22 protein-coding genes are annotated in these 23,092 nt (G+C 73.2%); 10 read left to right on the top strand and 12 right to left on the bottom strand.

Annotated features, from left to right (window positions below; translation table 11 throughout):
- Positions 1-162: 162 nt before the first annotated feature.
- The 4 genes from Sru01_RS12030 to Sru01_RS12015 all read left to right on the top strand — a co-directional run bounded on the left by Sru01_RS12030 (position 163) and on the right by Sru01_RS12015 (position 4,174).
- Positions 163-1,308: an FAD-dependent oxidoreductase gene (locus tag Sru01_RS12030; protein WP_203984308.1), complete on the top strand. Its 1,146-nt coding sequence runs from the start codon at positions 163-165 to the stop codon at positions 1,306-1,308.
- A gap of 642 nt (positions 1,309-1,950) precedes the next feature.
- Positions 1,951-2,661: an ANTAR domain-containing protein gene (locus Sru01_RS12025; protein ID WP_307812012.1), complete on the top strand. Its 711-nt coding sequence runs from the start codon at positions 1,951-1,953 to the stop codon at positions 2,659-2,661.
- A gap of 10 nt (positions 2,662-2,671) precedes the next feature.
- Positions 2,672-3,079: an STAS domain-containing protein gene (locus Sru01_RS12020; RefSeq protein WP_203984304.1), complete on the top strand. Its 408-nt coding sequence runs from the start codon at positions 2,672-2,674 to the stop codon at positions 3,077-3,079.
- Between the two features lie 21 nt (positions 3,080-3,100).
- Positions 3,101-4,174, top strand: a complete 1,074-nt coding sequence (locus Sru01_RS12015) for a quinone-dependent dihydroorotate dehydrogenase (protein ID WP_203984302.1) — start codon at positions 3,101-3,103, stop codon at positions 4,172-4,174.
- Positions 4,175-4,181: 7 nt separating this feature from the next.
- Here the strand turns inward: Sru01_RS12015 and Sru01_RS12010 are convergent, their stop codons facing one another.
- The 3 genes from Sru01_RS12010 to Sru01_RS12000 form a co-directional block, all read right to left on the bottom strand.
- Positions 4,182-5,024, bottom strand: a complete 843-nt coding sequence (locus tag Sru01_RS12010; RefSeq protein ID WP_203984300.1) for an N-acetylmuramoyl-L-alanine amidase — start codon at positions 5,022-5,024, stop codon at positions 4,182-4,184.
- An 89-nt stretch (positions 5,025-5,113) separates the two neighbouring features.
- Positions 5,114-5,362, bottom strand: a complete 249-nt coding sequence (locus Sru01_RS12005; RefSeq protein ID WP_203984299.1) for a hypothetical protein — start codon at positions 5,360-5,362, stop codon at positions 5,114-5,116.
- A gap of 84 nt (positions 5,363-5,446) precedes the next feature.
- On the bottom strand, positions 5,447-6,535 hold the full coding sequence (locus tag Sru01_RS12000; RefSeq protein WP_203984298.1) for a LacI family DNA-binding transcriptional regulator: 1,089 nt from the start codon (positions 6,533-6,535) through the stop codon (positions 5,447-5,449).
- Positions 6,536-6,688: 153 nt separating this feature from the next.
- Between Sru01_RS12000 and Sru01_RS11995 the strand changes: the two genes are divergently transcribed.
- Entirely contained in the window at positions 6,689-7,381 is a 693-nt protein-coding gene (locus Sru01_RS11995) for a TetR/AcrR family transcriptional regulator (protein WP_239137344.1), read from the top strand.
- A gap of 272 nt (positions 7,382-7,653) precedes the next feature.
- On the opposite strand, the gene bldC is transcribed toward Sru01_RS11995, so the two are convergent.
- On the bottom strand, positions 7,654-7,857 hold the full coding sequence (gene bldC, locus Sru01_RS11990; RefSeq protein ID WP_013133571.1) for a developmental transcriptional regulator BldC: 204 nt from the start codon (positions 7,855-7,857) through the stop codon (positions 7,654-7,656).
- A 319-nt stretch (positions 7,858-8,176) separates the two neighbouring features.
- Complete coding sequence (locus Sru01_RS11985; protein WP_203984297.1) at positions 8,177-9,052, bottom strand: DUF8083 family protein; 876 nt, start codon at positions 9,050-9,052, stop codon at positions 8,177-8,179.
- A gap of 150 nt (positions 9,053-9,202) precedes the next feature.
- Between Sru01_RS11985 and Sru01_RS11980 the strand changes: the two genes are divergently transcribed.
- A complete protein-coding gene (locus tag Sru01_RS11980) occupies positions 9,203-10,306 on the top strand; it encodes a Glu/Leu/Phe/Val family dehydrogenase (RefSeq protein ID WP_203984296.1) in 1,104 nt (367 codons plus the stop codon).
- A 150-nt stretch (positions 10,307-10,456) separates the two neighbouring features.
- The gene (locus Sru01_RS11975; protein ID WP_203984295.1) at positions 10,457-10,672 is read left to right on the top strand and encodes a DUF3073 domain-containing protein; all 216 of its coding nucleotides are present in this window, start codon (positions 10,457-10,459) and stop codon (positions 10,670-10,672) included.
- 165 nt (positions 10,673-10,837) lie between these two features.
- Here Sru01_RS11975 and purM read toward each other — a convergent pair whose 3' ends face one another.
- The gene (purM, locus tag Sru01_RS11970) at positions 10,838-11,866 is read right to left on the bottom strand and encodes a phosphoribosylformylglycinamidine cyclo-ligase (protein WP_203984294.1); all 1,029 of its coding nucleotides are present in this window, start codon (positions 11,864-11,866) and stop codon (positions 10,838-10,840) included.
- A 37-nt stretch (positions 11,867-11,903) separates the two neighbouring features.
- Positions 11,904-13,340, bottom strand: a complete 1,437-nt coding sequence (purF, locus tag Sru01_RS11965; RefSeq protein ID WP_203984292.1) for an amidophosphoribosyltransferase — start codon at positions 13,338-13,340, stop codon at positions 11,904-11,906.
- Between the two features lie 171 nt (positions 13,341-13,511).
- Here purF and Sru01_RS11960 point away from each other — a divergent pair, with 171 nt between their 5' ends.
- Positions 13,512-14,273, top strand: coding sequence for a DUF4190 domain-containing protein (locus tag Sru01_RS11960; protein WP_203984291.1), 762 nt, complete (start codon positions 13,512-13,514; stop codon positions 14,271-14,273).
- A 35-nt stretch (positions 14,274-14,308) separates the two neighbouring features.
- Here Sru01_RS11960 and Sru01_RS11955 read toward each other — a convergent pair whose 3' ends face one another.
- Positions 14,309-14,749, bottom strand: coding sequence for a sterol carrier family protein (locus Sru01_RS11955; protein WP_203984290.1), 441 nt, complete (start codon positions 14,747-14,749; stop codon positions 14,309-14,311).
- A 325-nt stretch (positions 14,750-15,074) separates the two neighbouring features.
- Here Sru01_RS11955 and Sru01_RS11950 point away from each other — a divergent pair, with 325 nt between their 5' ends.
- Positions 15,075-17,165 carry a PhoX family protein gene (locus tag Sru01_RS11950; protein ID WP_203984289.1) on the top strand — a complete coding sequence of 697 codons (2,091 nt, stop codon included), beginning with the start codon at positions 15,075-15,077 and terminating at the stop codon, positions 17,163-17,165.
- Between the two features lie 70 nt (positions 17,166-17,235).
- Here Sru01_RS11950 and Sru01_RS11945 read toward each other — a convergent pair whose 3' ends face one another.
- Positions 17,236-18,303, bottom strand: coding sequence for a L,D-transpeptidase (locus tag Sru01_RS11945; RefSeq protein WP_203984288.1), 1,068 nt, complete (start codon positions 18,301-18,303; stop codon positions 17,236-17,238).
- A gap of 201 nt (positions 18,304-18,504) precedes the next feature.
- Complete coding sequence (locus Sru01_RS11940) at positions 18,505-20,031, bottom strand: MFS transporter (protein WP_203984287.1); 1,527 nt, start codon at positions 20,029-20,031, stop codon at positions 18,505-18,507.
- 77 nt (positions 20,032-20,108) lie between these two features.
- Here Sru01_RS11940 and Sru01_RS11935 point away from each other — a divergent pair, with 77 nt between their 5' ends.
- On the top strand, positions 20,109-20,819 hold the full coding sequence (locus Sru01_RS11935; protein ID WP_203984285.1) for a TetR/AcrR family transcriptional regulator: 711 nt from the start codon (positions 20,109-20,111) through the stop codon (positions 20,817-20,819).
- Positions 20,820-20,825: 6 nt separating this feature from the next.
- Here the strand turns inward: Sru01_RS11935 and Sru01_RS11930 are convergent, their stop codons facing one another.
- Together Sru01_RS11930 and Sru01_RS11925 are read right to left on the bottom strand one after the other, a co-directional pair.
- Positions 20,826-22,319 carry an MFS transporter gene (locus Sru01_RS11930; protein ID WP_203984283.1) on the bottom strand — a complete coding sequence of 498 codons (1,494 nt, stop codon included), beginning with the start codon at positions 22,317-22,319 and terminating at the stop codon, positions 20,826-20,828.
- A 60-nt stretch (positions 22,320-22,379) separates the two neighbouring features.
- Complete coding sequence (locus Sru01_RS11925; RefSeq protein WP_203984281.1) at positions 22,380-23,054, bottom strand: Crp/Fnr family transcriptional regulator; 675 nt, start codon at positions 23,052-23,054, stop codon at positions 22,380-22,382.
- Positions 23,055-23,092: the final 38 nt, after the last annotated feature.

Genomic DNA, 23,092 nt, shown 5'->3' with positions numbered 1-23,092 from the left:
CCGAACCCGCGCGAGCGGAGCGAGCGCCAAGAAGCACTGCGCGCGTGGGCCGTGGCCTCACCGCCCACCCCTCCCGCGAACAGGGAGCCGTTCACCCGTAGTCGGCCCTCCCGAACCCGCGCGCAAGAACACCGAACAAGCCCAACAACACAGGAGCCCGTGATGCTGCCCACCGCCACTGATGTCCTGGTCGTCGGAGCCGGTCCCACCGGACTCACCACCGCGGTCGGCCTGCTGCTGGCCGGCCGCGACGTCACCGTGGTCGACGACCGGGCCGCCGCCGACCACACCAGCCGGGCGGCCGTCGTGCACGCCCGCACGCTGGAGGTCCTTGAGCCCTACGGGGTGGCCGGCCGGCTGGCCGGCCTGGGGCTGCGCGCGCCGCGGTTCACGATCCGCGACCGGGACCGGGTGCTGGTCCCGGTGCCGTTCGGCGGCCTGCCCACCGCGCACCCCTACACCCTCATGATCTCCCAGGAGGTCACCGAGTCGGTGCTGCACGACCGGCTGGCCGAGCTCGGCGGCAAGGTGCTGCGGCCATACCGGGTCACCGGCTTGCGCCAGGACGACGCCGGGGTGGAGGTGTCGTTCGCCGACGGGCAGACCGTCCGCGCCCGGTACGTCGTGGCCGCCGACGGCATGCACAGCGTGGTGCGGGAGCAGGCGGGCATCGGCTTCCGCGGCACCTCCTACCCCGAGTCGTTCACCCTCGCCGACGTCCGCCTGGCCGGCGACGTGCCGCCGCCGGAGGTCATCCTCTACTTCTCGCCGGCCGGCATGGTGGTGGTGGCCCCGCTGCCCGGCGGCGTCCACCGCATCGTGGCCTCGGTGCCGGAGGCGCCGGCCGAGCCGGACGCCGCGTTCGTGCAGCGGCTGCTCGACACCCGCGGGCCGAAGGCTCGCCGCGCGGTCGTCGAGGAGGTGATGTGGGGATCGCGGTTCCGGATCCACCAGCGGGTCGCCGACGTCTACCGTGCCGGACGCGTGCTGCTCGCCGGGGACGCCGCGCACGTCAACAGCCCGGCCGGCGGCCAGGGGATGAACACCGGCGTCCGCGACGCGGTGGCGCTCGCCGCCGCCCTGGACGAGGTGCTGGGCGGCGGATCGCCTGCCGCGCTGGACGCCTACACGGCGGGCCGCCGGCCGGTCGCCGAGCGGGTCGCCGAGCTGGCCGGGCGCCTCACCCGGCTGGCCCATACCGGCCGGGCACTGCGGCCGGTCCGCAACGTGGCCCTCGGGCTGCTCGCCCGGGTGCCGGCGGTCCGTCGCGGGCTGGCGTTCCGGCTGGCCGGTCTGGACGACCGCTGACAGGTACGTGAGGCGGCACGGCGGCTCCACCGGCCGCCGTGCCGCCTTTCGTTGGATGGGGCCCGGTCGGCACCGGGCCGAACTTGTGCTCTAATCATGTGACGAGGTGCCACGTTCGCGCGGCACCCGTCGCTTTCCAATTGCATCGCGTGGTGACGCGGCGGGCCGGTCCCGTCCCCCGGCCACATCCACCGGACGCGCGGTCACCGGGCGTCCGGCCCGGATGGCGGCCGGGCGGGCGGTCGCGGGCCTGCTCCAGCGCCGATTCTTTCCCCCGGGGTGGCGCAACCACTTGGCCAGAGTCGGCAGGCGGCATTACGCTTTGTCGCAGATCATTCCGCCCTGTGTCCGCGGAGCTTCCTCAACTGGAGGTGGCACCGCCATTGGCACGGGCGTTGACCATGTCAAGCGCGCTGTGGTTCCACACGTCGACGGCCGCGCTCGCCGTTCACTCCCGTCCCGCGGACGGGCGGTTCGGCGTCCCTGAGTTCGTCGTCCCGGCCGCCCCGCGCCCGGGACACGTGGAGCCGTCACTCGTCCCCTGTCCCCGGCGGCGGACTGTTGTGCCCGATTTCGGGCAGATGTTGGGCAAAACATACGCCTCCATGACCGCGCCGGCACAGGGGTGAGGTTAACAAGAGGATGGATATGACACGTATAGATCCCGAGGCCCTGGTCGCGAGCCTCAGAGGCGTCCAGAGGGCTTCTGAGGCCACCGGGGTCGTACACCACCTGGAGCGAATAGTCCGCGTGGTCGACCGGTTGTTCGGCTACGCCGGGGCCGGGTTGATGTTCGCGGACGAGAACAAGCGCCTGCGTTACCTCGTGACGACCGACGACGCCGGGCGCAGCCTCGAGCACGCCCAGGCCGCTCTCGGCCGCGGCCCGTGCGTGTCCGCCTTCTTCAACAACGCGGCGGTGACCACGCGCGACGTCCACGATGACGAGCGCTGGCCGGATCTCGCCGAACTGCTGGACCCGAAGGTGGTGGCGGTGGCCGGGGTGCCGGTCCGGCTCGGCGACGGCCCGGTCGGCACCTTGAACGTCTACCAGGCCGAGCCGCACGAGTGGGAGGAATCCGACACCCAGGCGCTGCTGGCCTACGCCCATGTGATCGAGGAGGTGCTCGCCGCGGCGGTGAAGGCCGAGGAGAAGAGCGCGCTCGCCGACCAGTTGCAGTACGCGCTGGACTATCGCATCGTGATCGAGCGCGCCATCGGCTACCTGATGGGCAAGCATGATCTGACGGCCGCGCAGGCCTTCACGGGGCTGCGCAAGCGGGCCCGGGACAGCCGCCGCCGGGTCGCCGACCTGGCGGCGGAGATCCTCGGCGAGCAGGCACCGCCCGGCTGAGGGGCCGCCTATGATGATCATGATAATGATGGTGGATCGCCGGCCGGTGCCGGCGATCCGGATCACCTTGCAGGGTGACCTCGACATGGAGGGCGCCGAGGAACTGCGCGCGCTGCTGCCCCAGGTACTGGATCTCGGCCTGCCGCTGCGGCTGCACCTCGACCTCACGCACGTCACCTTCCTGGACTGTTCCGGCGCCCGCGCGCTCACCTGGCTGGACGACCGCCTGCGCGGGCGCGGCGGCTCGCTGGCCATCGTCCGCGCGTCCCGGCCCGCCCTGCGCCTGCTCCGCCTGCTCGGCCTGGACCGGACGCTGCTGGTCGGCCGGCCGGGCCACCCGGCCGCCGAGGACCTCCGCGTGCTGAGCCTGCGATCGCTGCGCACGCGCGAACCGGACCGCGATCCGAGCGTGAACTGACCCCCGATACCCTGGTCGGTGATGTACCGACTGCTCTTCGCGCTGGTCCTGCGCCGCTTCGACGCCGAGACCGTGCATCACGTGACCATCCGCGCGCTGCGGGTCCTTTCGCTGGCCCCGTTCGCCAGGCGGCGCCTGCATCGCATGCTGGCCCCCCGGGACGAGGCCCTGCGCGTGCGCGCGTTCGGCGTGCACTTCGCGAGTCCGTTCGGGCTGGCCGCCGGCTTCGACAAGGACGCCGGGTGCGTCGAGGCCTTGGGCGCCTTCGGCTTCGGCCATGTCGAGGTGGGCACCATCACCGCGCACGCCCAGCCGGGCAACCCGCGGCCCCGGTTGTTCCGGCTGCCCGCCGACCGGGCGATCGTCAACCGGATGGGCTTCAACAACCTCGGCGCCCGCCAGGTGGCCCGGCGGCTGCGCCGGCCGCGCGGCCTGCCGGTGGTCGTCGGGGTGAACATCGGCAAGACGAAGGTCATTCCGGCCGAGCTCGCGACGCGCGACTACGTGACGAGCGCCGCCGCGCTCGCCCCGCTGGCCGATTACCTGGTGGTCAACGTCAGCTCGCCGAACACTCCCGGGCTGCGCGACCTGCAGGCCGTCGAGGTGCTTGGCCCGCTGCTGGCCGAGGTGCGGCGGGCCGCCGGGCGGACGCCGCTGCTGGTGAAGATCGCCCCGGATCTGGCCGACGAGGACGTGGACGCCGTCGCGGACCTGGCCGCCGAGCTCGGGCTGGCCGGCATCATCGCCACCAACACCACGGTGTCCCGCGCCGGGCTGGCCGACCCGGCGTCGGCCGAGGCGGCCGGGCCCGGCGGCCTGTCCGGCGCCCCGCTGAAGGCCCGCTCCCTGGAGGTGCTGCGCCGGCTGCGCGCCCGGGTGGGCGACAGCCTGACCCTGGTGTCGGTCGGCGGTGTGGAGGGCGTCGACGACGTCTGGGAGCGGCTGCTGGCCGGGGCCACCCTGGTCCAGGGCTACACCGGCATGATCTACCAAGGGCCGCTGTGGGCGTGGCGGATCAACCGCGGCCTGTCCCGCCGGCTGCGCCGCCACGGGTACGCCTCGGTGGCCGAGGTCGTCGGGAAGGTGGGCCCCTGAGGGCCGCTCAGCCGGTGAGGTACTCGCGGAGGCCGTCGGCCAGCGAGGTGGCGACGCGCTGCCGGAAGGCCGAGCTCTTGATCTTGGCCGCGTCGGTCGCGTTGCGCATGTTGCCGGTCTCGATGAACACCTTGGGCACCGTGGAGAGGTTCAGCCCGCCGAGATCGCTGCGGTAGTCGAGCGCCTGGCGGCCGATGTAGGTGGAGTACGGCATGCCGGTGCCCTCGTGGTAGGCGTCCCGCAGGATGCGGCCGAGCCGCTTGGAGTCGCCCACCACCGGGTCCACCGGGCCGCCGATCTTCTTCGGCATGATGACGTGGAACCCGCGGGCGCCCGCCGCGGCTCCGTCGGCGTGGATGGACACCGCGGCGTCCGCGTGGGCCTTGTTGCCGATGGCGGCGCGCTCGGTGATGCACGGCCCGACCCCGGAGTCGCCGCCGCGGGTGAGCTTGACGGTGGCGCCCTCGGCGCGCAGCGCCTTGGCCATCCGCTGGGCGACGTCCCAGGTGAACGCGGCCTCGGCGTAGCCGTCGTTGGTCGCGGTGCCCGTGGTGTCGCAGGCCTTCCACTGGGTGAGGACGTTGACCTTCTTGTTGACGATCTCCGGGTGGCGGTAATTGCCGCTGTTGTGCCCCGGGTCGATCACGACGACCTTGCCGGCCAGCGGTTTCTCCGCGGGCTTGGCGGCCGGCCGGCTGTGCGGCGCCGCGGCCGCGGGCGTGGCGGCGCCCTCGGCCGTGCGCGGCCTGGTCGCGACGGCGGCCTCCGTGGAGCCCGCCGCGCTGCCGCACGCGGCGGCGCTCAGCCCGCACAGGGCCAGGCCGGCGGCGGCGAATGCTCGACTGATCACGGTGATCCCCTTCGCAGGCGACGGTTCGGCATCCAAACTACGCGAGTCGGGACGATGAACCGGCCGTTCCGCGCGGCCGGGGTTCGCCGCTACCAGGCGGGCTCGCCGAGCGGTTGCCGGTGCAGCAGCGCCGCCAGCTCCCGGGCGTCCTCGGCGTCCAGGCCCAGCACCACCCGTGGCCGTCCCCACGGGTGATCCAGCGAGTGGGCGACATAGCTGGCGACCGACTCGGTCGGCGCGTCCTCGCCGCGGCCGCGGGCCGCCCGCCAGTGTTCCCAGGCACGTTCGAGTTCGGCCGCCGCGCGCTGGGCGCGGGAGACCAGTTCCGGATCACGCATGCACACCCCCGGTCCGGCGCCGGCGTGGGCCGGCGCCCTACTTCGAGTGAACACGCGGCGGCCCCCGATGCCGTGGAGGTTGACCTACCCTTGGGCATCACTTGGCGCCGGGCCGGTGCTCCGCCGCACGACCAGCCGGGGGGTGACCTGGCGCAGCCGGGACTCCTTCCCCGGGTCGGAGATCCGGTCGCTGAGCAGCGCGGCGGCCGACCGGCCCATCGCGCGGCGCGGCTGGTCCAGACTGGTCAGCGAGATGTGGTGGACGGCGGCGAGGTGCGTGTTGTCGTACCCGACCACCGACAGGTCCTCCGGCACCCGCAGGCCGAGCTCCCCGGCGGCGACGAGCACGCCGAGCGCCACCACGTCGTTGGCCGCGAAGATCGCGGTGGGCCGCGGATCGCGCTCCAGCAGCGCCCGGGCCGCCCGCCGGCCGCCCTCCTCGGTGAAGTCGCCGTGCTCGACCATGATGTGCGGGGCCAGGCCGTGCCGGCGCATGGCCACGAGGTAGCCCTCGCAGCGGAAGCGCGCCGAGGAGGACGGGGTGCCCTCGATGTGCGCGATCCGCCGGTGGCCGAGCTCGACCAGATGGTCCACCGCCAGCCGGGCGCCGAGCTGATCGTCGTCCACCACGATGTCCACGCCGTCGAGTTCGACGTCCCGCTCGCCCACCACGACCGTCGGGGTGTATCCGGCGGCCTCGGCCAGCGTCTCGCTGGAGGGGGCGACGCCGAGCAGCACCAGCCCGTCCACCCGGAGCTCCAGGAACGCCTCCACGGCCTCCTCCTCGAACGCCGGGTCCCACCGGCCGCTGCCGATCAGCAGCCGCAGCCCGTCACCGTGCAGGCTCTCCTGCAGCCCGTCGAGGAACTCCGCGTAGAACGGGTTGTGGAGGTCGGCGACCAGGGCGCCCACCAGGTGGGTCCGTCCCTCGACCAGGCTGCGCGCGACGGCGTTCGGCCGGTAGCCGAGCTCGCGGGCGGCCTGTAACACCGCCTCGCGCCGGTGCTCGCTGACGTGCGGAGAGCCCCGCAGCACCAGGGAGACCAGCGACTTGGAGACGCCCGCGCGCTCGGCGACGTTCCGGATGGTGGGCCGCGGACGGGGGCCCTGGGCGTCGCCGAGGCCCGGCTCGGTCGCCCGGAGATCCGGATGGTACCGGGAGGGCGTCTGCATGGACGGTCCTGACATGGTTCTCCCCACGCTGAGTGGATGTGCACCTGTCAGACCAAACGATCGAGACGAGCGAAGGGTACGGGTATGTCGCGCCTCGGCGGCTGATCTGCGGAGCACCCCTTATCCGGCACCGCCTTCGATAGTGTGCGCTCTGTGGGTGCGAGTTCAAGGGCTCCAGGTGAGCGTGGGAACCCCGGCCCCGACCGGGCGCGGCCGGCGCGGCGCCGGCTCAGCGTGGACCGCCGCCGCGAGGAGCTGATGGCGGCGGCGCTCGAACTCTTCGGCACGCACGACGCCGAGGACGTCTCGATCGATGACGTGGCCGCGGCCGCCGGTGCCTCCCGGGCGCTGGTCTACCACTACTTCGGCGGCAAGCAGGAGCTGTACGTGGCGGCGCTGCGCAGTGCCGCGCAGGAGCTGACCGAGCGCCTGCGCCCGGTGGGCGGCGGTACCGCGCTGGCGGAGGTGGCCGCCGGGCTGGCCCGCTACTTCGACTTCGTGGAGGACCACGCGGCGGGCTTCGCGGCGCTGCTGCGCGGCGGGCCGGCCAACCGGGCGGGCGAGGTGGGGGAGATAGTCGAGGGCGTCCGCCGGCTCATGTTCAAGATGATCATCAATCAGCTGCGCGCGGGCGAGCCGGGGCCGGCGTTGCGGATCACCCTGCGCTCGTGGATCGCCTCGGTGGAGACCGCGGGCCTGGACTGGCTGGAGAATCGTGACATCGGCCGGCCGCTGCTGGAGCGCATGCTCATCGGGCAGCTGGTCGCGTTGCTGGAGGTCGCCGCCGGGCAGGACGGGCAGGTGCGGGAGGTGCTGGACGAGATCGGGCGGGGAGAGGTCGCCTGACGCGGGCCCGCGGGTCGCGCCGGCGGGAAGGACTCAGCCAGGCGCGGGGGACGCCTGGTGCGTCCGTACAGGGCCGGCGAGGTGGCGCCGGGCGCGGGCGGCGCCGCCCAGTCCGGCCCATGATCGGATGACGACCGCTCGAGCGTCCGCCCGCCAGGGGGTCGCTGATCGACCGCCGGCGGAGTCACCCGGCCATGGGTGTGGTGTGACGCGCTCACATGCGTGACGCGAGCGCGCCGGTTCTCCCCCCTACGTCTGTGACGGTCCCCGCCTCACTCCGACCGCTGCTGCGGAATGCCCGCGAGCAGCGCCCGGACCTCGGTCTCCCGGTACCGCCGGTGACCGCCAAGGGTGCGGATGGACGTCAACTTGCCCGCCTTCGCCCACCGAGTAACGGTTTTGGGGTCGACGCGGAACATGGTGGCGACCTCCGCCGGGGTGAGCAGTGGCTCGGCCTCGGGTGTACGAGCTGACATTTGTGCGGCCTCTCCTCCGTGGACCGGCGACAGCGATCCTGCGACTTGTGTTGGCGCTTGTCATGGATGTCCCCCAATGATCCATTAGTACGGATTTTCTGGACCATATGCGGTATCACCCGATGTGACCATACAGCCACGTAGAGCGATTGGCGAGCCCTCTCAGCACAACGCCTTGTCCACGCGTTGATGTCACGCTCGGTGATTCTAGCGACACGTTTCGTGGTATCGCAGTGAAAACGGCAAACTACTCAGTTCGCAGAAGCGAGCTGGAGACTCCCGTTACCTACTTTTGCAGGTCACAGGCATGATTTGCGGTTCAGTTCGCAGTTTCCAGGGCTTGTATTGACTTCCACCGCACGATGACCCGCTGATACATGGCGTAGGCCAGTTCTTCTTGACCCGTGTCCAGACCTGTCAGGGCGGCCGACAGCTCGGCGGCGGACTGGTCGCCCTGCAGGGTCGCGTCGTCCATCAGGTGCACCAGGCCGCCGTAGTCGAGTTCCACCAGCGAGTGCGGGTGGAACTCCTCCAGCCAGCGCCCGACCTCCTCCACGTCGGTCAGCGTGGTCACCTCGCCGACATGCCGGCGGATCACCAGCAGGGCGCGGGCCACCCGCCGCCGGGCCTGCGCCATGGAGGTCACGTACAGCAGGTTGCGTGCGGTGGTGGTGGTCGGCGCGGCCTGCTCGGCGGCCGGCTCCTGGCGGCCGAGCACCAGCCAGCGCTCGGCCGAGTCGAACGGGACGAACCACGGGGCGGGGATGTGCCAGGTGCTGGTGCGGATGTGCGTGCGCAGCGCCGCCGCCGACGAGCCCTGCAGCTTGAAGCGGTCGAAGTCGTCCATCGTCTGCTCGGCGATGGCCCGCGGCACGAACCGGTCGGCGATCCGCTGCGGGGTGCCGCCGCGGAACCGTGCGAAGGCCAGCCACGAGCGCAGCCGGCTCTGCCACGGGCAGACGTAGAGCGTCTCCTCGATGCGGCGCAGGTAGGCGTTGGTGCTCTCCGCGCCCGGCGCGGGCATGGCGGGCACCCCGAGCAGCCGGCGTACCGACTCGGCGTGCTCGGCCGAAAGGGCGAACGCGCGGCGTGGCCGATCCTTGGAGTCGGCGTACGCCGCCCAGAAGGCGCGGTCGCGCTCGCTGAACGCGGACAACGGCTCGTAGACGCGGAGATAGGCGGCGTAGGGCAGCACATCTCGAATGGTGCCACGGAGCGGCGACCGCGCGCGAGCGAGCGGCGGCGCGATCCGCCGGTCATGGTTCGGGTGATGACGGGTCGATAGGGTGGTTTCCGGATTCCGCCGCAAGGACGCGGCGGACTGGAACGACCGGGAGTCACCACAGTGACCGACGTCTTCGGGCTGTCCCACAAGGACACCGGCCCATCGACCGGACAGGCGAGGCACGAGCAGGTCGTCTTCTGCTCCGACGACCGCAGCGGCCTGCACGCGATCATCGCCGTCTACAGCACCGCCCTGGGCCCCGGCCTGGGCGGCACCCGCTTCTACCCTTACGAGAGCGAGCAGCAGGCCCTGGCCGACGTGCTCAACCTCTCGCGCGCGATGGCCTACAAGAACGCGCTCGCCGGGCTGGACCTGGGCGGCGCGAAGGCCGTGATCATCGGTGACCCGGCCAAGGACAAGAGCGAGGCGCTGCTGCGCGCCTACGGCCGCTTCGTCCAGTCGCTCGGCGGGCGTTACTACACCGCCTGCGACGTCGGCACCTACAGCGAGGACATGGACATCGTCGCGCGCGAGTCCTCCTTCGTCACCGGCCGCACCGTCGAGCACGGTGGGGCCGGCGACTCGTCCATCCTCACCGCGTGGGGCGTCTACCAGGGCATGCGGGCCGCCGCCCAGTACACCTACGGCACCGCTTCGCTCCGCGGTCGCCGGGTCGGCGTCGAGGGCGTCGGCAAGGTCGGCCACCGGCTGGTGGAGCACCTGGTCGAGGACGGCGCCGAGGTGGTGGTCTGCGACGTGAGCGAGCAGGCCGTGGCCCGGGTGCGTGCCCGGCATCCCCAGGTGGAGGCGGTCGCGGACGCCGCGGCGCTGCGGGCCGCGGAGATCGACGTGTACTCCCCGTGCGCGCTCGGCGGCGGGCTGGACGACGACGTGGTCGCCGGGCTGCGCGCCAAGATCGTCTGTGGTGGCGCCAACAACCAGCTGGCCCATCCCGGCGTGGAGAAGCAGCTCGCCGAGCGGGGCGTCCTTTACGCCCCGGACTACCTGGTCAACTCGGGTGGGGTGATCCAGGTGGCCGACGAGATCGAAGGTTTCAACATGGACCGCGCCCGGGTAAAGGCGACCCAGATCTTCGACACCACGCTGAAGATCTTTTCGATCGCCGAAGAGGAAGGGGTCCCGCCGGCGGTGGCGGCCGATAGGCTAGCCGAGCGCAGAATGTCGGAAGTTGGACGGCTTAGGGGTATTTGGCTGGGCCGCTGACTGCGGAGGCCTATACGGCGTACCGAGCGGCGCGCAAAACAGGTACGGTTGTAGTCGAACGAGAGCCGGCGCCGGAAGTCAGGCGGCGTCAGCGCGTGATGCGTTAGCGACGAGGGGTCGGGCACGGCCCCGCATGAGGGGGTCGAGCCGATGGGGCGCGGCCGAGCCAAGGCCAAGCAGGTGAAGGTTGCTCGCCAGCTCAAGTACAACAGCGGCGGCACCGATCTTGACCGTCTTCGCGAGGAGCTCGGAGTCAACCACGACTCCAACGATGACGCTGGTGTCGACGATGAGCTGGCCGATCGGTACGCCGATTACGCCGACGACTTCGCCGACGACGATGACGACAGGTCCCGTCGCCGCTAGGCGACCGGTGGATTGACGTTCGACAGGCACGCGGCGGCCACCTGCTCGCCGGGTGCCTGTCTCGCGTGTCCGGTAGAGCTCCTTGCCGCCTCGGCGGGCGAGGAGCTCTTCGTCGTGTTCCGGCCGCCGGCCGGTGCCGGGACGCGGCCGTCCCGGCACCCCCGCCTAGCCCGCGAACCGCGCCTGCCCGGTGCCGGGCACCACCTCGCCGAGCACCCAGGCCTGCTGCCCGCGCCCGGCCAGCAGCGCCAGCGCCGCGTCCGCCGCGCCGGCCGGCACGATCGCGCACATGCCCACGCCCAGGTTGAAGGTGCGGTCCATGTCGTCGCGCGGCACCCCGCCGTATCCGGCGATCACCTCGAAGATCGGCGGCGGTGTCCAGGAGCCCCGGTCCAGCACCGCGTCGGCCGAGCCGGGAAGTGACCGGGCGAGGTTCGCCGCCAGGCCGCCGCCGGTGATGTGCGCGAACGCCCGTACCTCGACCGCGCGCGCCAGCTCCAGGCAGGCCAGGGCGTAGATCCGGGTGGGCTCCAGCAGCTCCTCGCCCAGCGTGCGGCCGAGCTCGGGCACCGTGTCCTCCAGCCCGGCGCCGGCGGCGCGGATCACGTGCCGGACCAGCGAGTAGCCGTTGGCGTGCACGCCGGAGGAGGCCAGCCCGAGCACGACGTCGCCGGGCCGCACCCGGTCCGGGCCCAGCAGCCGGTCGGCCTCCACCACCCCGGTGCCGGCGCCGGCCAGGTCGTACTCGTCCGGGCCCATCGCGCCGGGGTGCTCGGCCGTCTCACCGCCGACCAGGGCGCAACCGGCCAGCCGGCAGCCCTCGGCGACCCCGCCCACGATCTCGGCGATCCGCTCGGGCACCACCTTGCCGCAGGCGATGTAGTCGGTCATGAACAGCGGCTCGGCACCGCAGACGACCAGATCGTCGGCGACCATGCCCACCAGGTCGATGCCGATGGTGTCGTGCTTGCCGAGCGCCTGCGCCAGCATGACCTTGGTGCCGACGCCGTCGGTGGAGGTGGCCAGCAGCGGCCGGCGGTAGCGCAGCAGCGCGGAGGCGTCGAACAGGCCGGCGAAACCGCTGGCGTCGTCCACCACCTCCGGGCGCCGCGACCGCGCGACCTTGGCCTTCATCAGCTCGACCGCGCGGTCGCCGGCCTCGATGTCGACGCCGGCGGCGGCGTAGCTGGTCATCGGGACTCCTCCGCGGATCGGTGGTCGCCCGGGCCGGTCACGCCTTGGCCTCGAGCACGAACTTGCCCACCCGCAGCTCGTCGACCGGGATGGGGTACTCGCCGGTGAAGCACGCCCGGCACAGCCGCTCGGCGGGCAGCGTGGTGGCCTCGGTGAGGCCCGCAAGGGACACGTAGCCGAGCGAGTCGGCGCCGATGGAGTCGCGGATCTGCTCCACGTCCAGCGAGCCGGCGATCAGCTCCGCCTTGGTGGCGAAGTCGATGCCGTAGAAGCACGGCCAGGCCACCGGCGGCGCGGAGATGCGCACGTGCACCTCCACCGCGCCGGCCTCCCGCAGCATCTTCACGATCGCCCGCTGGGTGTTGCCGCGGACGATGGTGTCGTCCACCACCACCAGCCGCTTGCCCGCGATGATCTCGCGCAGCGGGTTCAGCTTGAGACGGATGCCGAGCTGGCGGATGGTCTGCGAGGGCTGGATGAACGTGCGGCCCACATAAGAGTTCTTGACCAGACCCTGGCCGTAGGGGATGCCGCTCTCCTCGGCGTAGCCGATCGCGGCGGGGGTGCCCGACTCCGGGGTCGGGATCACCAGGTCGGCCTCCACCGGATGCTCTTGGGCCAGCCGGCGGCCCACCTGGACCCGGGTCGCCTGGACGCCCCGCCCGGCGATGGTGGTGTCCGGCCGGGCCAGGTAGACGTACTCGAACAGGCAGCCCTTCGGCTCGGCCAGCGCGAACCGCCGCGAGCGCACGCCGCGCTCGTCGATGGTCAGCAGCTCGCCCGGCTCGACCTCGCGGACGAACACCGCGCCGACGATGTCCAGCGCGGCCGTCTCGGAGGCCACCGCCCAGCCCCGCTCCAGCCGGCCGAGCACCATCGGGCGGATGCCCTGCGGGTCGCGGGCGGCGTAGAGCGTCTTCTCGTCCATGAAGACCAGCGAGTAGGCGCCCTTGACCTGCGGCAGCAGGTCGGCGGCGGCGTCCTCGATGGGCTTGCTGCGGTCCGCGGCGAGCAGCGCGGCCAGCACCTCGGTGTCGGTGGTCGCCCGGGTGGACCCCGCGGGCACCCGTTCGGCGAGCGCGGCCGTGTTGATCAGATTGCCGTTGTGCGCCAGGGCCAGGCCGCCGTCCTCGGTGGAGCTGAGGGTGGGCTGGGCGTTCTCCCACACGCTGGAGCCGGTGGTCGAGTAGCGGCAGTGGCCGACCGCCAGGTGCCCGCGCAACGTGCCGAGCACCGATTCGTCGAAGACCTGGGCGACCAGCCCCATGTCCTTGTACACGAGGATGCGGCTTCCATCGCTGACCGCGATGCCCGCCGACTCCTGGCCGCGGTGCTGCAACGCGTACAGGCCGTAGTAGGTGAGTTTGGAGACGTCCTCCCCAGGCGCCCACACGCCGAAGACGCCACAGGCGTCCTGCGGTGCGCGGTCACGGGGGTCAAGGTCATGGCCGAGCCGGCCGTCGCCCTTCAACACGTGCTTCAGTCTAAGTTGGCCGCCGGCGAGCCGGGTACCCGGGTCCGCCGGCGGCGCCGCCGGGGTCATGGAGGAAAGATCCCCGTTACTTTGCCGTGTCCGCGCGACCGGCCGTGCCGCACGGGGGAGAGTGGAGGTGACCGTGCCCCATCCAGGCCGAAAGAGCGGACCGTGACGACACCCGGCGATCCGAACCAGCCCGATCCGCGGGACGAGTGGCCCGGTGCGGAGCCGCGGCCGGAGGGCGAGCCGCCCGGCGGCCCGCGCCCGGGGGGCCGGCCCGCCCCCGGCGGCGGCCCCCCGGAGGGCGAGCCGCACCACCCGCCTCCCGAGCCGCACCAGCCGCCGGAGCCGTATCAGCCGCCGGAGCCGCATCGGCCGCCGCCGGAGCCGCCCGCCGAGCCGTACCGCCCGCCCGCCGGGCCGCCGGGCGAGCCGTATCCTCCTTCCGCCGGCCCGCCGGCGTACGGGGAGCCCGGTGGTCCCGCGTACGGCCCTCAGTACGGCGAGCGGTACGGAGAGCGGCACGCGGCCGGCCCGCCGCCGTACGGGACGCCCTACGGCGCGCCGCCCGGGGCCGGCCGGCAGCCGCCGGAGGGCTGGCCGACCGGCGCCCGGCCGGGCGGCGGCCTCGGCACCGCGGCCCTGGTGCTCGGCATCGTCAGCATCCTGTTGCTGGTGGTGTGCGGCATCGGCGTGCTGGTCGCCCTCGCCGGGCTGGTCGTCGGGTTCGTGGCGCTGGCCAAGAACAGCAACCGGGGCCGCGCGATCACCGGGCTGGTGCTCAGCGGGCTGACCCTGCTGCTCGCGATCATCGGGTTCGGCTGGTTCTTCAACAACTTCTCCGAGTGCCTCAACCTGCCGACGCAGGCGGAGGTCCAGCAGTGCGTCGAGCGGAAACTCGGCATCGAGGTGGGGAACCCCGCGCCGTGATCCCGCGGACCCGGGCGGCACCGGCCCGGGAAGGATCAGCGCACCGGCAGGTGCTCCGACAGGTCGGCGCGGGCGCCGCTGGCGCTGACCCGGCCGGCCGCCATCGCCTCGGCCCATCCGAGCCGGCCGGTCGCGAGCTCCAGCCAGGTGCGCGGGTCGGTCTCCACCACGTTGGGCGGCGTGCCGCGAGTGTGCCGGGGGCCGGCGACGCACTGCACCGCGGCGTACGGCGGCACCCGCACCTCGACCGACCGGCCGGGCGCCAGCTCGGCGAGGCGGTCCAGCAGCAGGCGGACGGCGAGCCGGGCCAGGGCGCGATCGGGGGACAGCCCTCGGTCGTAGGCGCGCAGCGCCGCCTGGACGGCGGCCTCGGGCAGCCGGTCGCCGGGGCCCTGGTAGGCGGGTTCACCGAGCTCGGCGAGCTGGGAGTCCAGCGCGGCACGGATCCGGTCGGGGTCGGGTCTGCGGGTCGGCACGCCCCCATCCTGCCGTGCCCGCCGGCGTGCCGATCGCGGGACCGTCACCGTGCCCGTCACCGTGCCCGTCGCCCTGCCCGGTCACGGTGCCGATCGCCGGGCCGCCACCGTGCCCACCGGCGTGCCTACTGGCGCGCCCGCCGCTGGGCCGGCCACGTGCCGGCGGCGTGCCGGTCGTGGTGATCACGTAGCTGCCCGCCCTGGTGCCGGGCGGGCGCCTGACCGGGAACGTTTCATGTCCCTGGTGATCGTGGTTCACCTTCCGTTGGGCCGCTGACCGTAATGTCCCGTCGACGTGACAGAACACCGGTTTTCTGGAGGACCCGTGGCGAACTCGTCGCCCCGCAGGCTACTGCCCCTCGTCGCCACCCCGGGCGGGGGCGGCCGCGACGCCATGACGTGCCGCTACCGATGCGGTGACGCCTGTGCCCACGAGACCCCCAACACCAGCGGCAACCCGTACTTCGCCGACGTGCTGGCCGGCACCCTGTCCCGCCGGGGGGCGCTGCGCGCCGGGACGCTCGGCACGCTGGTCGCCGTCGCGGGCGTCGCGGGCACGGCGGGACCCGCCGCCGCCGGTCCCGCCGCCGATCCCGGTGGCCCGGACGCCGCCGCGGCGACCGGCGCCCGGCAACCCGGCAGGCTGCGGTTCACCGCGGTGGCGCCGAACACCGCCGACGCGCTCACCGTGGCGGACGGCTATCGCTCCTCGGTGGTGGTCCGCTGGGGCGACCCGGTGCTGCCGGGCGCGCCGGAGTTCGACTTCGATGCCCAGACGAGCCGGGCGCAGGCCCGGCAGTTCGGGTACAACTGCGACTTCGTCACCTTCTTCCCGCTGGGCCGCGATCGCGGCCTGCTGTGGGTGAACCACGAGTACACCGACGAGGAACTCATGTTCCGCGGCTACCCGGGCGGGGACACCGCCCCGGTCGAGCTGATCGAGATCGCGATGGCCGCGCACGGCGGTTCGGTGGTGGAGATCGAGCGGGCCGGCCGCGGCGGCGAGTGGCGGCTGGTCACCCGGGGTCGCCGCCGGTACAACCGCCGGGTCACCGCCCGTACCGAGATGCGCCTGACCGGCCCGGCCGCCGGCTCGGAGCTGCTCCGGACGGCCGCCGACCCGCGTGGCACCACCGTGTACGGCATGCTGAACAACTGCTCGGGCGGCACGACGCCGTGGCGGACGGTGCTGAGCGGCGAGGAGAACTGGAACCAGTACTTCGTCGGCGGCAACGGCGTACCGGAGGACCGCAAGCCCTTCCTGGCCCGGTACGGCGTGGACACCGCCGTCGCGGTGCCGGCCGGCAGCCGGCGGTTCGACCGGGCCGACGAGCGCTTCGACCTCGCCCGGCATCCCAACGAGGTGAACAGGTTCGGCTGGGTGGTGGAGATCGACCCGTTCGACCCCGACGCCGCGCCGGTGAAGCGCACCGCGCTGGGCCGCTTCGCGCACGAGGCCGCCACCACCACGCTCACCCGGGACGGCCGCGTCGCGGTCTACATGGGGGACGACGGCCGGTTCGAGTACATCTACAAGTTCGTGTCCGACGGGCGGTTCGTCCCCGGCTTCGACCGGCACAACCGGACGCTGCTCGACCAGGGCACCCTTTACGTGGCCAGGTTCACCGGCGACAGCCCGGCCGTCGAGATCGACGGATCGGGCCGCCTGCCCGCCGACGGCGGCTTCGACGGCGCCGGCAGCTGGATCCCGCTGGTGCGCGGTGACCGGTCCTTCGTGGCCGGCATGACCGCCGCCGAGGTGCTGGTCCACACCCGGATCGCCGCGGACAAGGCCGGTGCCACCAAGATGGACCGGCCCGAGGACATCGAGCGGAATCCGGTGACCGGCGCGGTCTACGTGGCGCTCACCAACAACACCCGCCGTACGGCGACGGACGCCGACGAGGCCAATCCGCGGGCGAACAACAAGCACGGCCACCTGCTGGAGATCTCCGAGCGGGGCGGCGACGCGGGCGCGACCTCGTTCGGCTGGGCGGTCCCGCTGGTCTGCGGCGACCCGGCCGATCCGGCCACCTACTTCGCCGGGTACGACCGCGGCCAGGTGTCGCCGATCTCCTGCCCGGACAACCTCGCCATCGACCCGGCGGGCAATCTGTGGATCGCCACCGACGGCAACGCGCTCGGCGCCAACGACGGGATCTTCGCGATGCCGGTGCGGGGTCCGGAGCGGGGCCGGGTGCGGCAGTTCCTCACCGTCCCGCGCGGCGCCGAGGCATGCGGCCCGCTGGTCACCGCGGACGGGCTCAGCCTGTTCGTCGCGGTCCAGCACCCGGGGGAGATCACCGGCGCCTCACCCGACGCGCCGGCCAGCCACTGGCCGGACGGCGGCGCCGCCCAGCCGCGCCCGTCCGTCGCGGTGGTCTGGCACCCCGGGGGAGAGCGGATCGGCTCGTGAAGCCCGCCGGGGTGGGCCGGGCCGTGACCCGGCCCACCCCCGGCCGTGCTTCACGTGAAACCCCGGCCGGTTACCGGGGGGACTCCGTGGTGGGGGTGGGGGTGGCGGACGGCTGGGCGCGCAGGGCGCTGCCCTTCTTCCACTGGGTCCAGGTCAGCTGCCAATAGCTCCAGCCGTTGCGCCAGTCGAGCTTGCGCTTGGTGCCGGTGACCTTGACGACGTCACCGCGCTGGGAGATCCCGTAGAACCACTTGGCGCCCGCGGGGGTGGCGCGCACGCAGCCGTGGCTCTGGTTGGACCGGCCGAGGAACTGGTAGGCGCCGGCGCTCTGGTGGACGTACTCGCCGCTGCTGGAGATGCGGACCGCCCACGGGATCTCCAGCTTGTAGTACAGCGGGTCCTTGGGGTCGGTCACCCCCAGCCATGCCGACGTCATGGTCTCCACCCGCTTCTTGCCCATGGCCAGGTGGACGCCGCTGGTGGTCAGGTAGACGTCCACCCCGTTGCGCACCAGACCACCGCTGCCCGCGCTGATCGGGATGGTCTTGGCGAGCCGGCCGTCCCGGCGCACCTTCATCACGTGCTTGCGGGTGTCGACGACGGAGACGTTCGCCGTGCCGATGGCGAACCGGCGGGAGACGTCCTTGGCGCCCTCGTTCCCCGGGATCTGCGACAAGTGGGCGCTCAGCAGCACCTTCTGGTGCGCCCGCCAGTAGGTTCGGGTCCGGTAGACGACCTGCCGGTCCGACACCCAGCGCCAGGCGCCCTCGACCGGGTGCTCCGGGCGCACCTCCAGCGCGGCCTCGGCGGCGGCGCGGTCGCGCACCTTGCGGTCGAAGGTGACGATGATCGGGGCGCCGACGCCGATCTTCTCCGACTTCTCGCCCATGGGGGTGATGTCGGCGATGCCGAGGATGGGCTTGCGGGCGCGCATGCCCGCGCTCGCCGGCCGGGCGGCCGACCGTGCCCCCTGCGTCGCACCCGGCGCCGAAGGCGTGGCTGCGCTGGTGCTCGGGGCCGCCGCGCGTGGGGCGCCGGAGGCCGTTCCGGCGGCGGGCGGGTCGGCCGAGCAGGCAGCCAGGGTGGCGAGGGCGAGGAAGGCCAGGCAGGTACTGGCCGTCCGCTTGAGGGGGTTCACGGTTTACTCCTGATATACGCGCTTCGTACCGGATCAACAGCCGGTACGGGGTCTACAGGTGTGACAACCGAAACGCCTGGTAAGTGCATCCCTGCTGGCTAACGATGGGATAACGACACATTTAAGCTGATCAACGGGCCGGCCGAGGAGGGGTGACCGCGCCACCGTCCAGCGGCTGGACATGCGGCGCGGTCGTGGCGCTCAGCCCACCGGTTCGGCCGGGACGGGCGCGGGCGCCGGGGCCGGAGCGGAGGACGGAGCGGAGGACGGGGCGGAGGACGGGGCGGAGGACGGGGCGGAGGACGGGGCGGAGGACGGGGCGGAGGACGGGGCGGGGGCGGGCGCACCGGCGGCGCGGCGGGCGCGCAGGGCGACCAGGCTGACCGGCACGCCGAGCGCGACGATGGCGCTCGCGACGACCAGGGCGAGCCGGTAACCGGACAGGAAGCCCGCGGCCGGTCCGGCGCCGCCGGCGATCGCCGCGTTCTGCCCGGCGTGCAGCACCGCGCCCAGCACGGTGATGCCGAGCAGCCCGAACACCTCGCGGGAGACGTTCAGCACGCTGGAGGCCACCCCGCCGCGGCCGGGCGGCAGCGACCCGAGGATGGCGGCGGTCAGCGGCACGACCATGCCCGCGCCCAGGCCGTACAGCATCAGCCAGGGGAACAGCTCGCCGTAGCCGCCGTGCTCGCCGACGAAGGACAGCCCGAGCACCGCGACGGCCATCAGGCCGAGCCCGCCCGCCACGGTCGGCCCGGTGCCGACCCGGGCGGCCAGCCGCGGGGTGACGATGGCCAGCACCGACATCAGCAGGGCCATCGGGACGAACGCCGCACCGGCCTCGGTGGGCGAGAACCCGAGGACGTTCTGCAGCCACAGCGCGGTGAAGAAGTAGATGCCGAACACGCCGAACGCCCACAGGCCCATGGACAGCAGGCCGCCGCCGAAGACGCGCACCCGGAACAGCGACAGGTCGATCATCGGCTCGGCGGTGCGCCGCTCGATCACCAGGAACGCGGCGGCGGCGAGCGCGGCGAGCGCGAACGAGCCGAGGATGACGCCGGAGGTCCAGCCGCGCTGCTCGCCCTCGATGAGCGCGTAGGTGAGCGCGGTCAGCGCCACCCCCGAGGCGGCGATGCCGGGCACGTCGAACCGGTGCCGCCGGCGCGCGCCGTCCGCGGGGATCGTCCAGGTCGCGAGCGCGAAGGTCGCGACGCCGAGCGGCAGGTTGATCAGGAAGATCCATCCCCAGGAGAGGTTGTCGCTGATCACGCCACCGCTCAGCGGGCCGAGGGCGAGGGCGAGGGCGGCGATGGCGCTCCAGACGCCGAACGCGATGCCGCGCTCCCGGGTGTCGGGGAAGATCAGCGGGATCAAGGCCAGCGCGGCCGGGGTCAGCAGCGCGGCGCCGGCGCCCTGCAGCCCGCGGGCGGCGATCAGCACGGTGGCGTCGCCGGCCAGGCCGGCCGCGACGGACGCCAGGGTGAAGGCGATCAGCCCGGCGAGGTACACCCGGCGCGGGCCGAACACGTCGGCCAGCCGCCCGCCGGCCATCAGCAGGCCGGCGAAGACCAGCATGTAGCCGCTGACGATCCACTCCAGCTGGGCCAGCGAGAGCCCCAGTTCCCGCTGGATGGTGGGCAGTGCCACGTTGACGATGTTGTTGTCGAGATAGGTCATGAAGGTGGCGAGCGACACCGCCACCAATGCGAACCACCGGCGATTCATCGGATCCCCTCTACGCTGTACTTGTACGACGTACATGTACGTTGTACAGGAGAACGTGTACGGCGTATGGTTGTCAAGTGGCCGCAGATAAGCTGACCCGGGAGACGGTGATCGACGCGGCGCTCGCGCTCGCCGACCAGGAGGGCGCCGGCGCGGTGACGATCCGCCGGCTCGCCGGCCGGCTGGGCGTCACGCCGATGGCCCTGTACTGGCACTTCACCAACAAGGACGAGCTGGTGGCCGCGATGGCCGACCACCTGCTGGACCGGGTGACCGCCGACCTCACGCCGGGTGACGGCTGGCGGCGGCGGTTGCGCGTCATGGTCGAGGCGCTGGTCGGCGCGATGCGCGAGCATCCGTGCCTGCCCGACCTGCTGGCCGCCGTCCCGGAGAAACGGGAGCTGGAGAGCTTCCGCCGGGCGACCGAGGTGGTGCTGGAGGTGCTGACGTCCGCCGGCTTCACGCTCCGCGAGAGCGACTACATCTCGATGTACCTGCTGCACGGTGCCATCGGCCTGGTGAACAACCGGCCGGGCCGGCAGGCGACCACCCCCGAGGAGGCCGAGGAGTACCGGCGGCTGCTCCGGCTGCGGATGGAGTCGCTGCCGCCGGACCGCTATCCATGCATGATCAGTTATGCCCGGACGCTCTGCGAGCCGCCCGACATGGCGGAGTATTTCGACGTCGGGGTGAACCTGCTGCTCGGCGGGGTCGACGCCCTCGCGGAGCGCAACGTCGCCGGGCGCGCGGGCCAGGCCGGCGGCGATGCCGCCGCGGCGCCGCGCTGACCCCCTTCATCGCGGTGCGCCGCCCCGGGCCGCCCGCCGGGATACGGCGAGCAGGGCACTGGCCAGCGCGGCCAGCATCACCGCCGCCAGCACGAGATAGGTTCGCTGGAAGCCCGCCATCAGCAGGCCCACGGCCTCCGGGGACAGCCGCGACAGCGTCCCGGCGTACACCAGGTCGCGGGCCGCCGGGGCGAGCCCGCCGGTCAGCACGCTCAGCGTGGTCGCGATGCCGAGGACGATGCCGACGTTCATCACCATGAGCCGGAAGCCGTTGACCACGCCGAGGCCCCCCGGGGGCAGCGCGCTCATCACCTGCGTGGTGTTGCCGGTCAGGAAGGCGCCGCTGCCGCACCCCGCCAGGAACAGGCAGGTGCCGACCGCCCAGTACGGCGTGGCCGGCCCGATGGACAGCGCCAGCCCGAGCAGCCCGGCGAAGCCGAGCAGGCACCCGCCCGCCGACAGCGCGTAGGGGGAGACCCGGCGGCCGAGCGCGCCCGCGACCGGCGAGGCCACCGCCATGCCGATCGGCACCGGCAGCACCGCGAGCGCCGCGGTGAACGCGTCCGCGCCGCGCGCCGCCTGGAAGTAGAGCGAGACCAGCAGGATCAACGCCGACCGCGCCAGCGCCGCGCAGAACGACGCCAGGTTGGCGAAGGCCAGCATCCGGCCGCCGAACAGCCTCGGGTCCAGCACCGGATGCGTCACCCGCCGCTCCACGGCGACCAGCACCGGCACCAGCACCAGGAACACCGCGCCGCCGGCCACCGCCACCGGGCTCGCCGGGCCCCGCGACCCGGCCTCCGACAGCGCGACGAGCACCGCGCACAGCGCGGCGAACACCAGCAGGTTGCCGCCCGCGTCCACCGGGGTGCGGGGCGCCGGCGGCACCCGCCGCAGCGTCGCCCACCCCCAGACCAGCGCGGCCAGCCCGGGAGGGACGTTGACCCAGAACACCCACTGCCAGCCGGCGGCCTGCACGATGAGGCCGCCGAGCGCCGGTCCGGCCAGCTGGGCCACCGACAGCGTGCCGATGTAGACCCCCATGCCCTGGCTGAGCCGGTCCGGCGGGAACGCGGCGGTGATGATCACCGTGCCGTTCGCCAGGATCATCGCGGTGCCGAGCGCCTGCAGGGCCCGCATCCCGATCAGGAAACCCGTGCCCGGCGCCAGCCCGGCCAGCAGCGAGCCGGCGGTGAACAGCGCGAACCCCGCCAGGTAGACCTCCCGCCGGCCGAGCAGGTCGGCCACCCGGCCGAAGAAGACCAGCGTCGCGGTGCTGACCAGCAGGTAGGACAGCAGGATCCAGGAGGCGGCGAACGCCCCGGCGTCGAAGTGCCGGACGACCGCGGGCAGCGCCACGTTGAGGGTGCTGGTGTTCACGCCGATGAGGGCCAGACCGAGGCAGGTGACCGAGCAGACCCGCCAGGCGTGCCGGAGCCGCCTCGCGTACTCGGGGGTGCCCGGCGCGGGGACGGATCCGTCCCGGGGGAGGGCGATCATGAGGCCAGTGTGACCCACGCCGGACGCCGGGTCCGGGGCGCCCGTCAAGGGACGCGCCCGTCAGCGGGCGCGCCGGCGCAGCCCGTCCAGATCGTAGACGACCACCCGGCGCCGGCCGGTCTCGATCAGCCCCCGGTCGCGCAGCGTGCGCAGCGCCTTGCTGACCGCCTCCCGGGACGCGCCGGTCCAGCCGGCCAGCTCGTCCTGCGACAGCGGCAGCGCCACCCGGACCGCGCCGCCCGCCGGCTCGCCGAACCGCTCGGCCAGCTCCACCAGCCGGGTCGCCACCCGGCCGGTGGTGTCGAAGGCGCCGTACTCGACCCGCTTGCGGTCGGAGTCGCGCAGCCGGCCGACGACCAGCCGCAGCAGCAGCACGGCGATCCGGCCGTGGTCGGCGAGGAACCCGGCGAAGTCGCGCACGACCACGCCCTCGACCGGCTCCAGCGCGGTCACCGTCCCCGAACGCGGCTCGCCGCTGATGAACGACATCTCGCCGAGCAGCGCGCCCGGCCCGCGTACCGCGAGCACCACCTCGGTGCCGCCGGCGGTGTGGGAGGAGACCTTGACCCGGCCCGAGGTGAGCACGAGCACCCAGTCGGAGGTGTCGCTCTCGCTCATCACCGTCGCTCCGCGGTCCCAGCCGCGCCGGCGGCCGCTCGCGCACAGATCGGCGATCTCCTCCTCGGTGAGCTGGGCGAGGAACTCCCCAGGCTCCCAGCGTGACGACGCGGCCATGACCCCTCCCAGCCCGTCCGATGCCCGGGTCGAAGCGT

This window comes from Sphaerisporangium rufum (genome assembly GCF_016863395.1).
Classification (GTDB): Bacteria; Actinomycetota; Actinomycetes; order Streptosporangiales; family Streptosporangiaceae; genus Sphaerisporangium; species Sphaerisporangium rufum.
Note: the sequence above shows the minus strand (reverse complement) of the source record. Positions and strands in the feature narration are given on the sequence as shown.

Coding starts and splice junctions, on each gene's coding strand:
- Sru01_RS12030 (WP_203984308.1), top strand. CDS start 163: ATGCTGCCCACCGCCACTGATGTCCTGGTCGTCGGAGCCGGTCCCACC.
- Sru01_RS12025 (WP_307812012.1), top strand. CDS start 1,951: ATGGATATGACACGTATAGATCCCGAGGCCCTGGTCGCGAGCCTCAGA.
- Sru01_RS12020 (WP_203984304.1), top strand. CDS start 2,672: ATGATGATCATGATAATGATGGTGGATCGCCGGCCGGTGCCGGCGATC.
- Sru01_RS12015 (WP_203984302.1), top strand. CDS start 3,101: ATGTACCGACTGCTCTTCGCGCTGGTCCTGCGCCGCTTCGACGCCGAG.
- Sru01_RS12005 (WP_203984299.1), bottom strand. CDS start 5,362: ATGCGTGATCCGGAACTGGTCTCCCGCGCCCAGCGCGCGGCGGCCGAA.
- Sru01_RS12000 (WP_203984298.1), bottom strand. CDS start 6,535: ATGCAGACGCCCTCCCGGTACCATCCGGATCTCCGGGCGACCGAGCCG.
- bldC (WP_013133571.1), bottom strand. CDS start 7,857: ATGTCAGCTCGTACACCCGAGGCCGAGCCACTGCTCACCCCGGCGGAG.
- Sru01_RS11975 (WP_203984295.1), top strand. CDS start 10,457: ATGGGGCGCGGCCGAGCCAAGGCCAAGCAGGTGAAGGTTGCTCGCCAG.
- purM (WP_203984294.1), bottom strand. CDS start 11,866: ATGACCAGCTACGCCGCCGCCGGCGTCGACATCGAGGCCGGCGACCGC.
- Sru01_RS11940 (WP_203984287.1), bottom strand. CDS start 20,031: ATGAATCGCCGGTGGTTCGCATTGGTGGCGGTGTCGCTCGCCACCTTC.
- Sru01_RS11930 (WP_203984283.1), bottom strand. CDS start 22,319: ATGATCGCCCTCCCCCGGGACGGATCCGTCCCCGCGCCGGGCACCCCC.
- Sru01_RS11925 (WP_203984281.1), bottom strand. CDS start 23,054: ATGGCCGCGTCGTCACGCTGGGAGCCTGGGGAGTTCCTCGCCCAGCTC.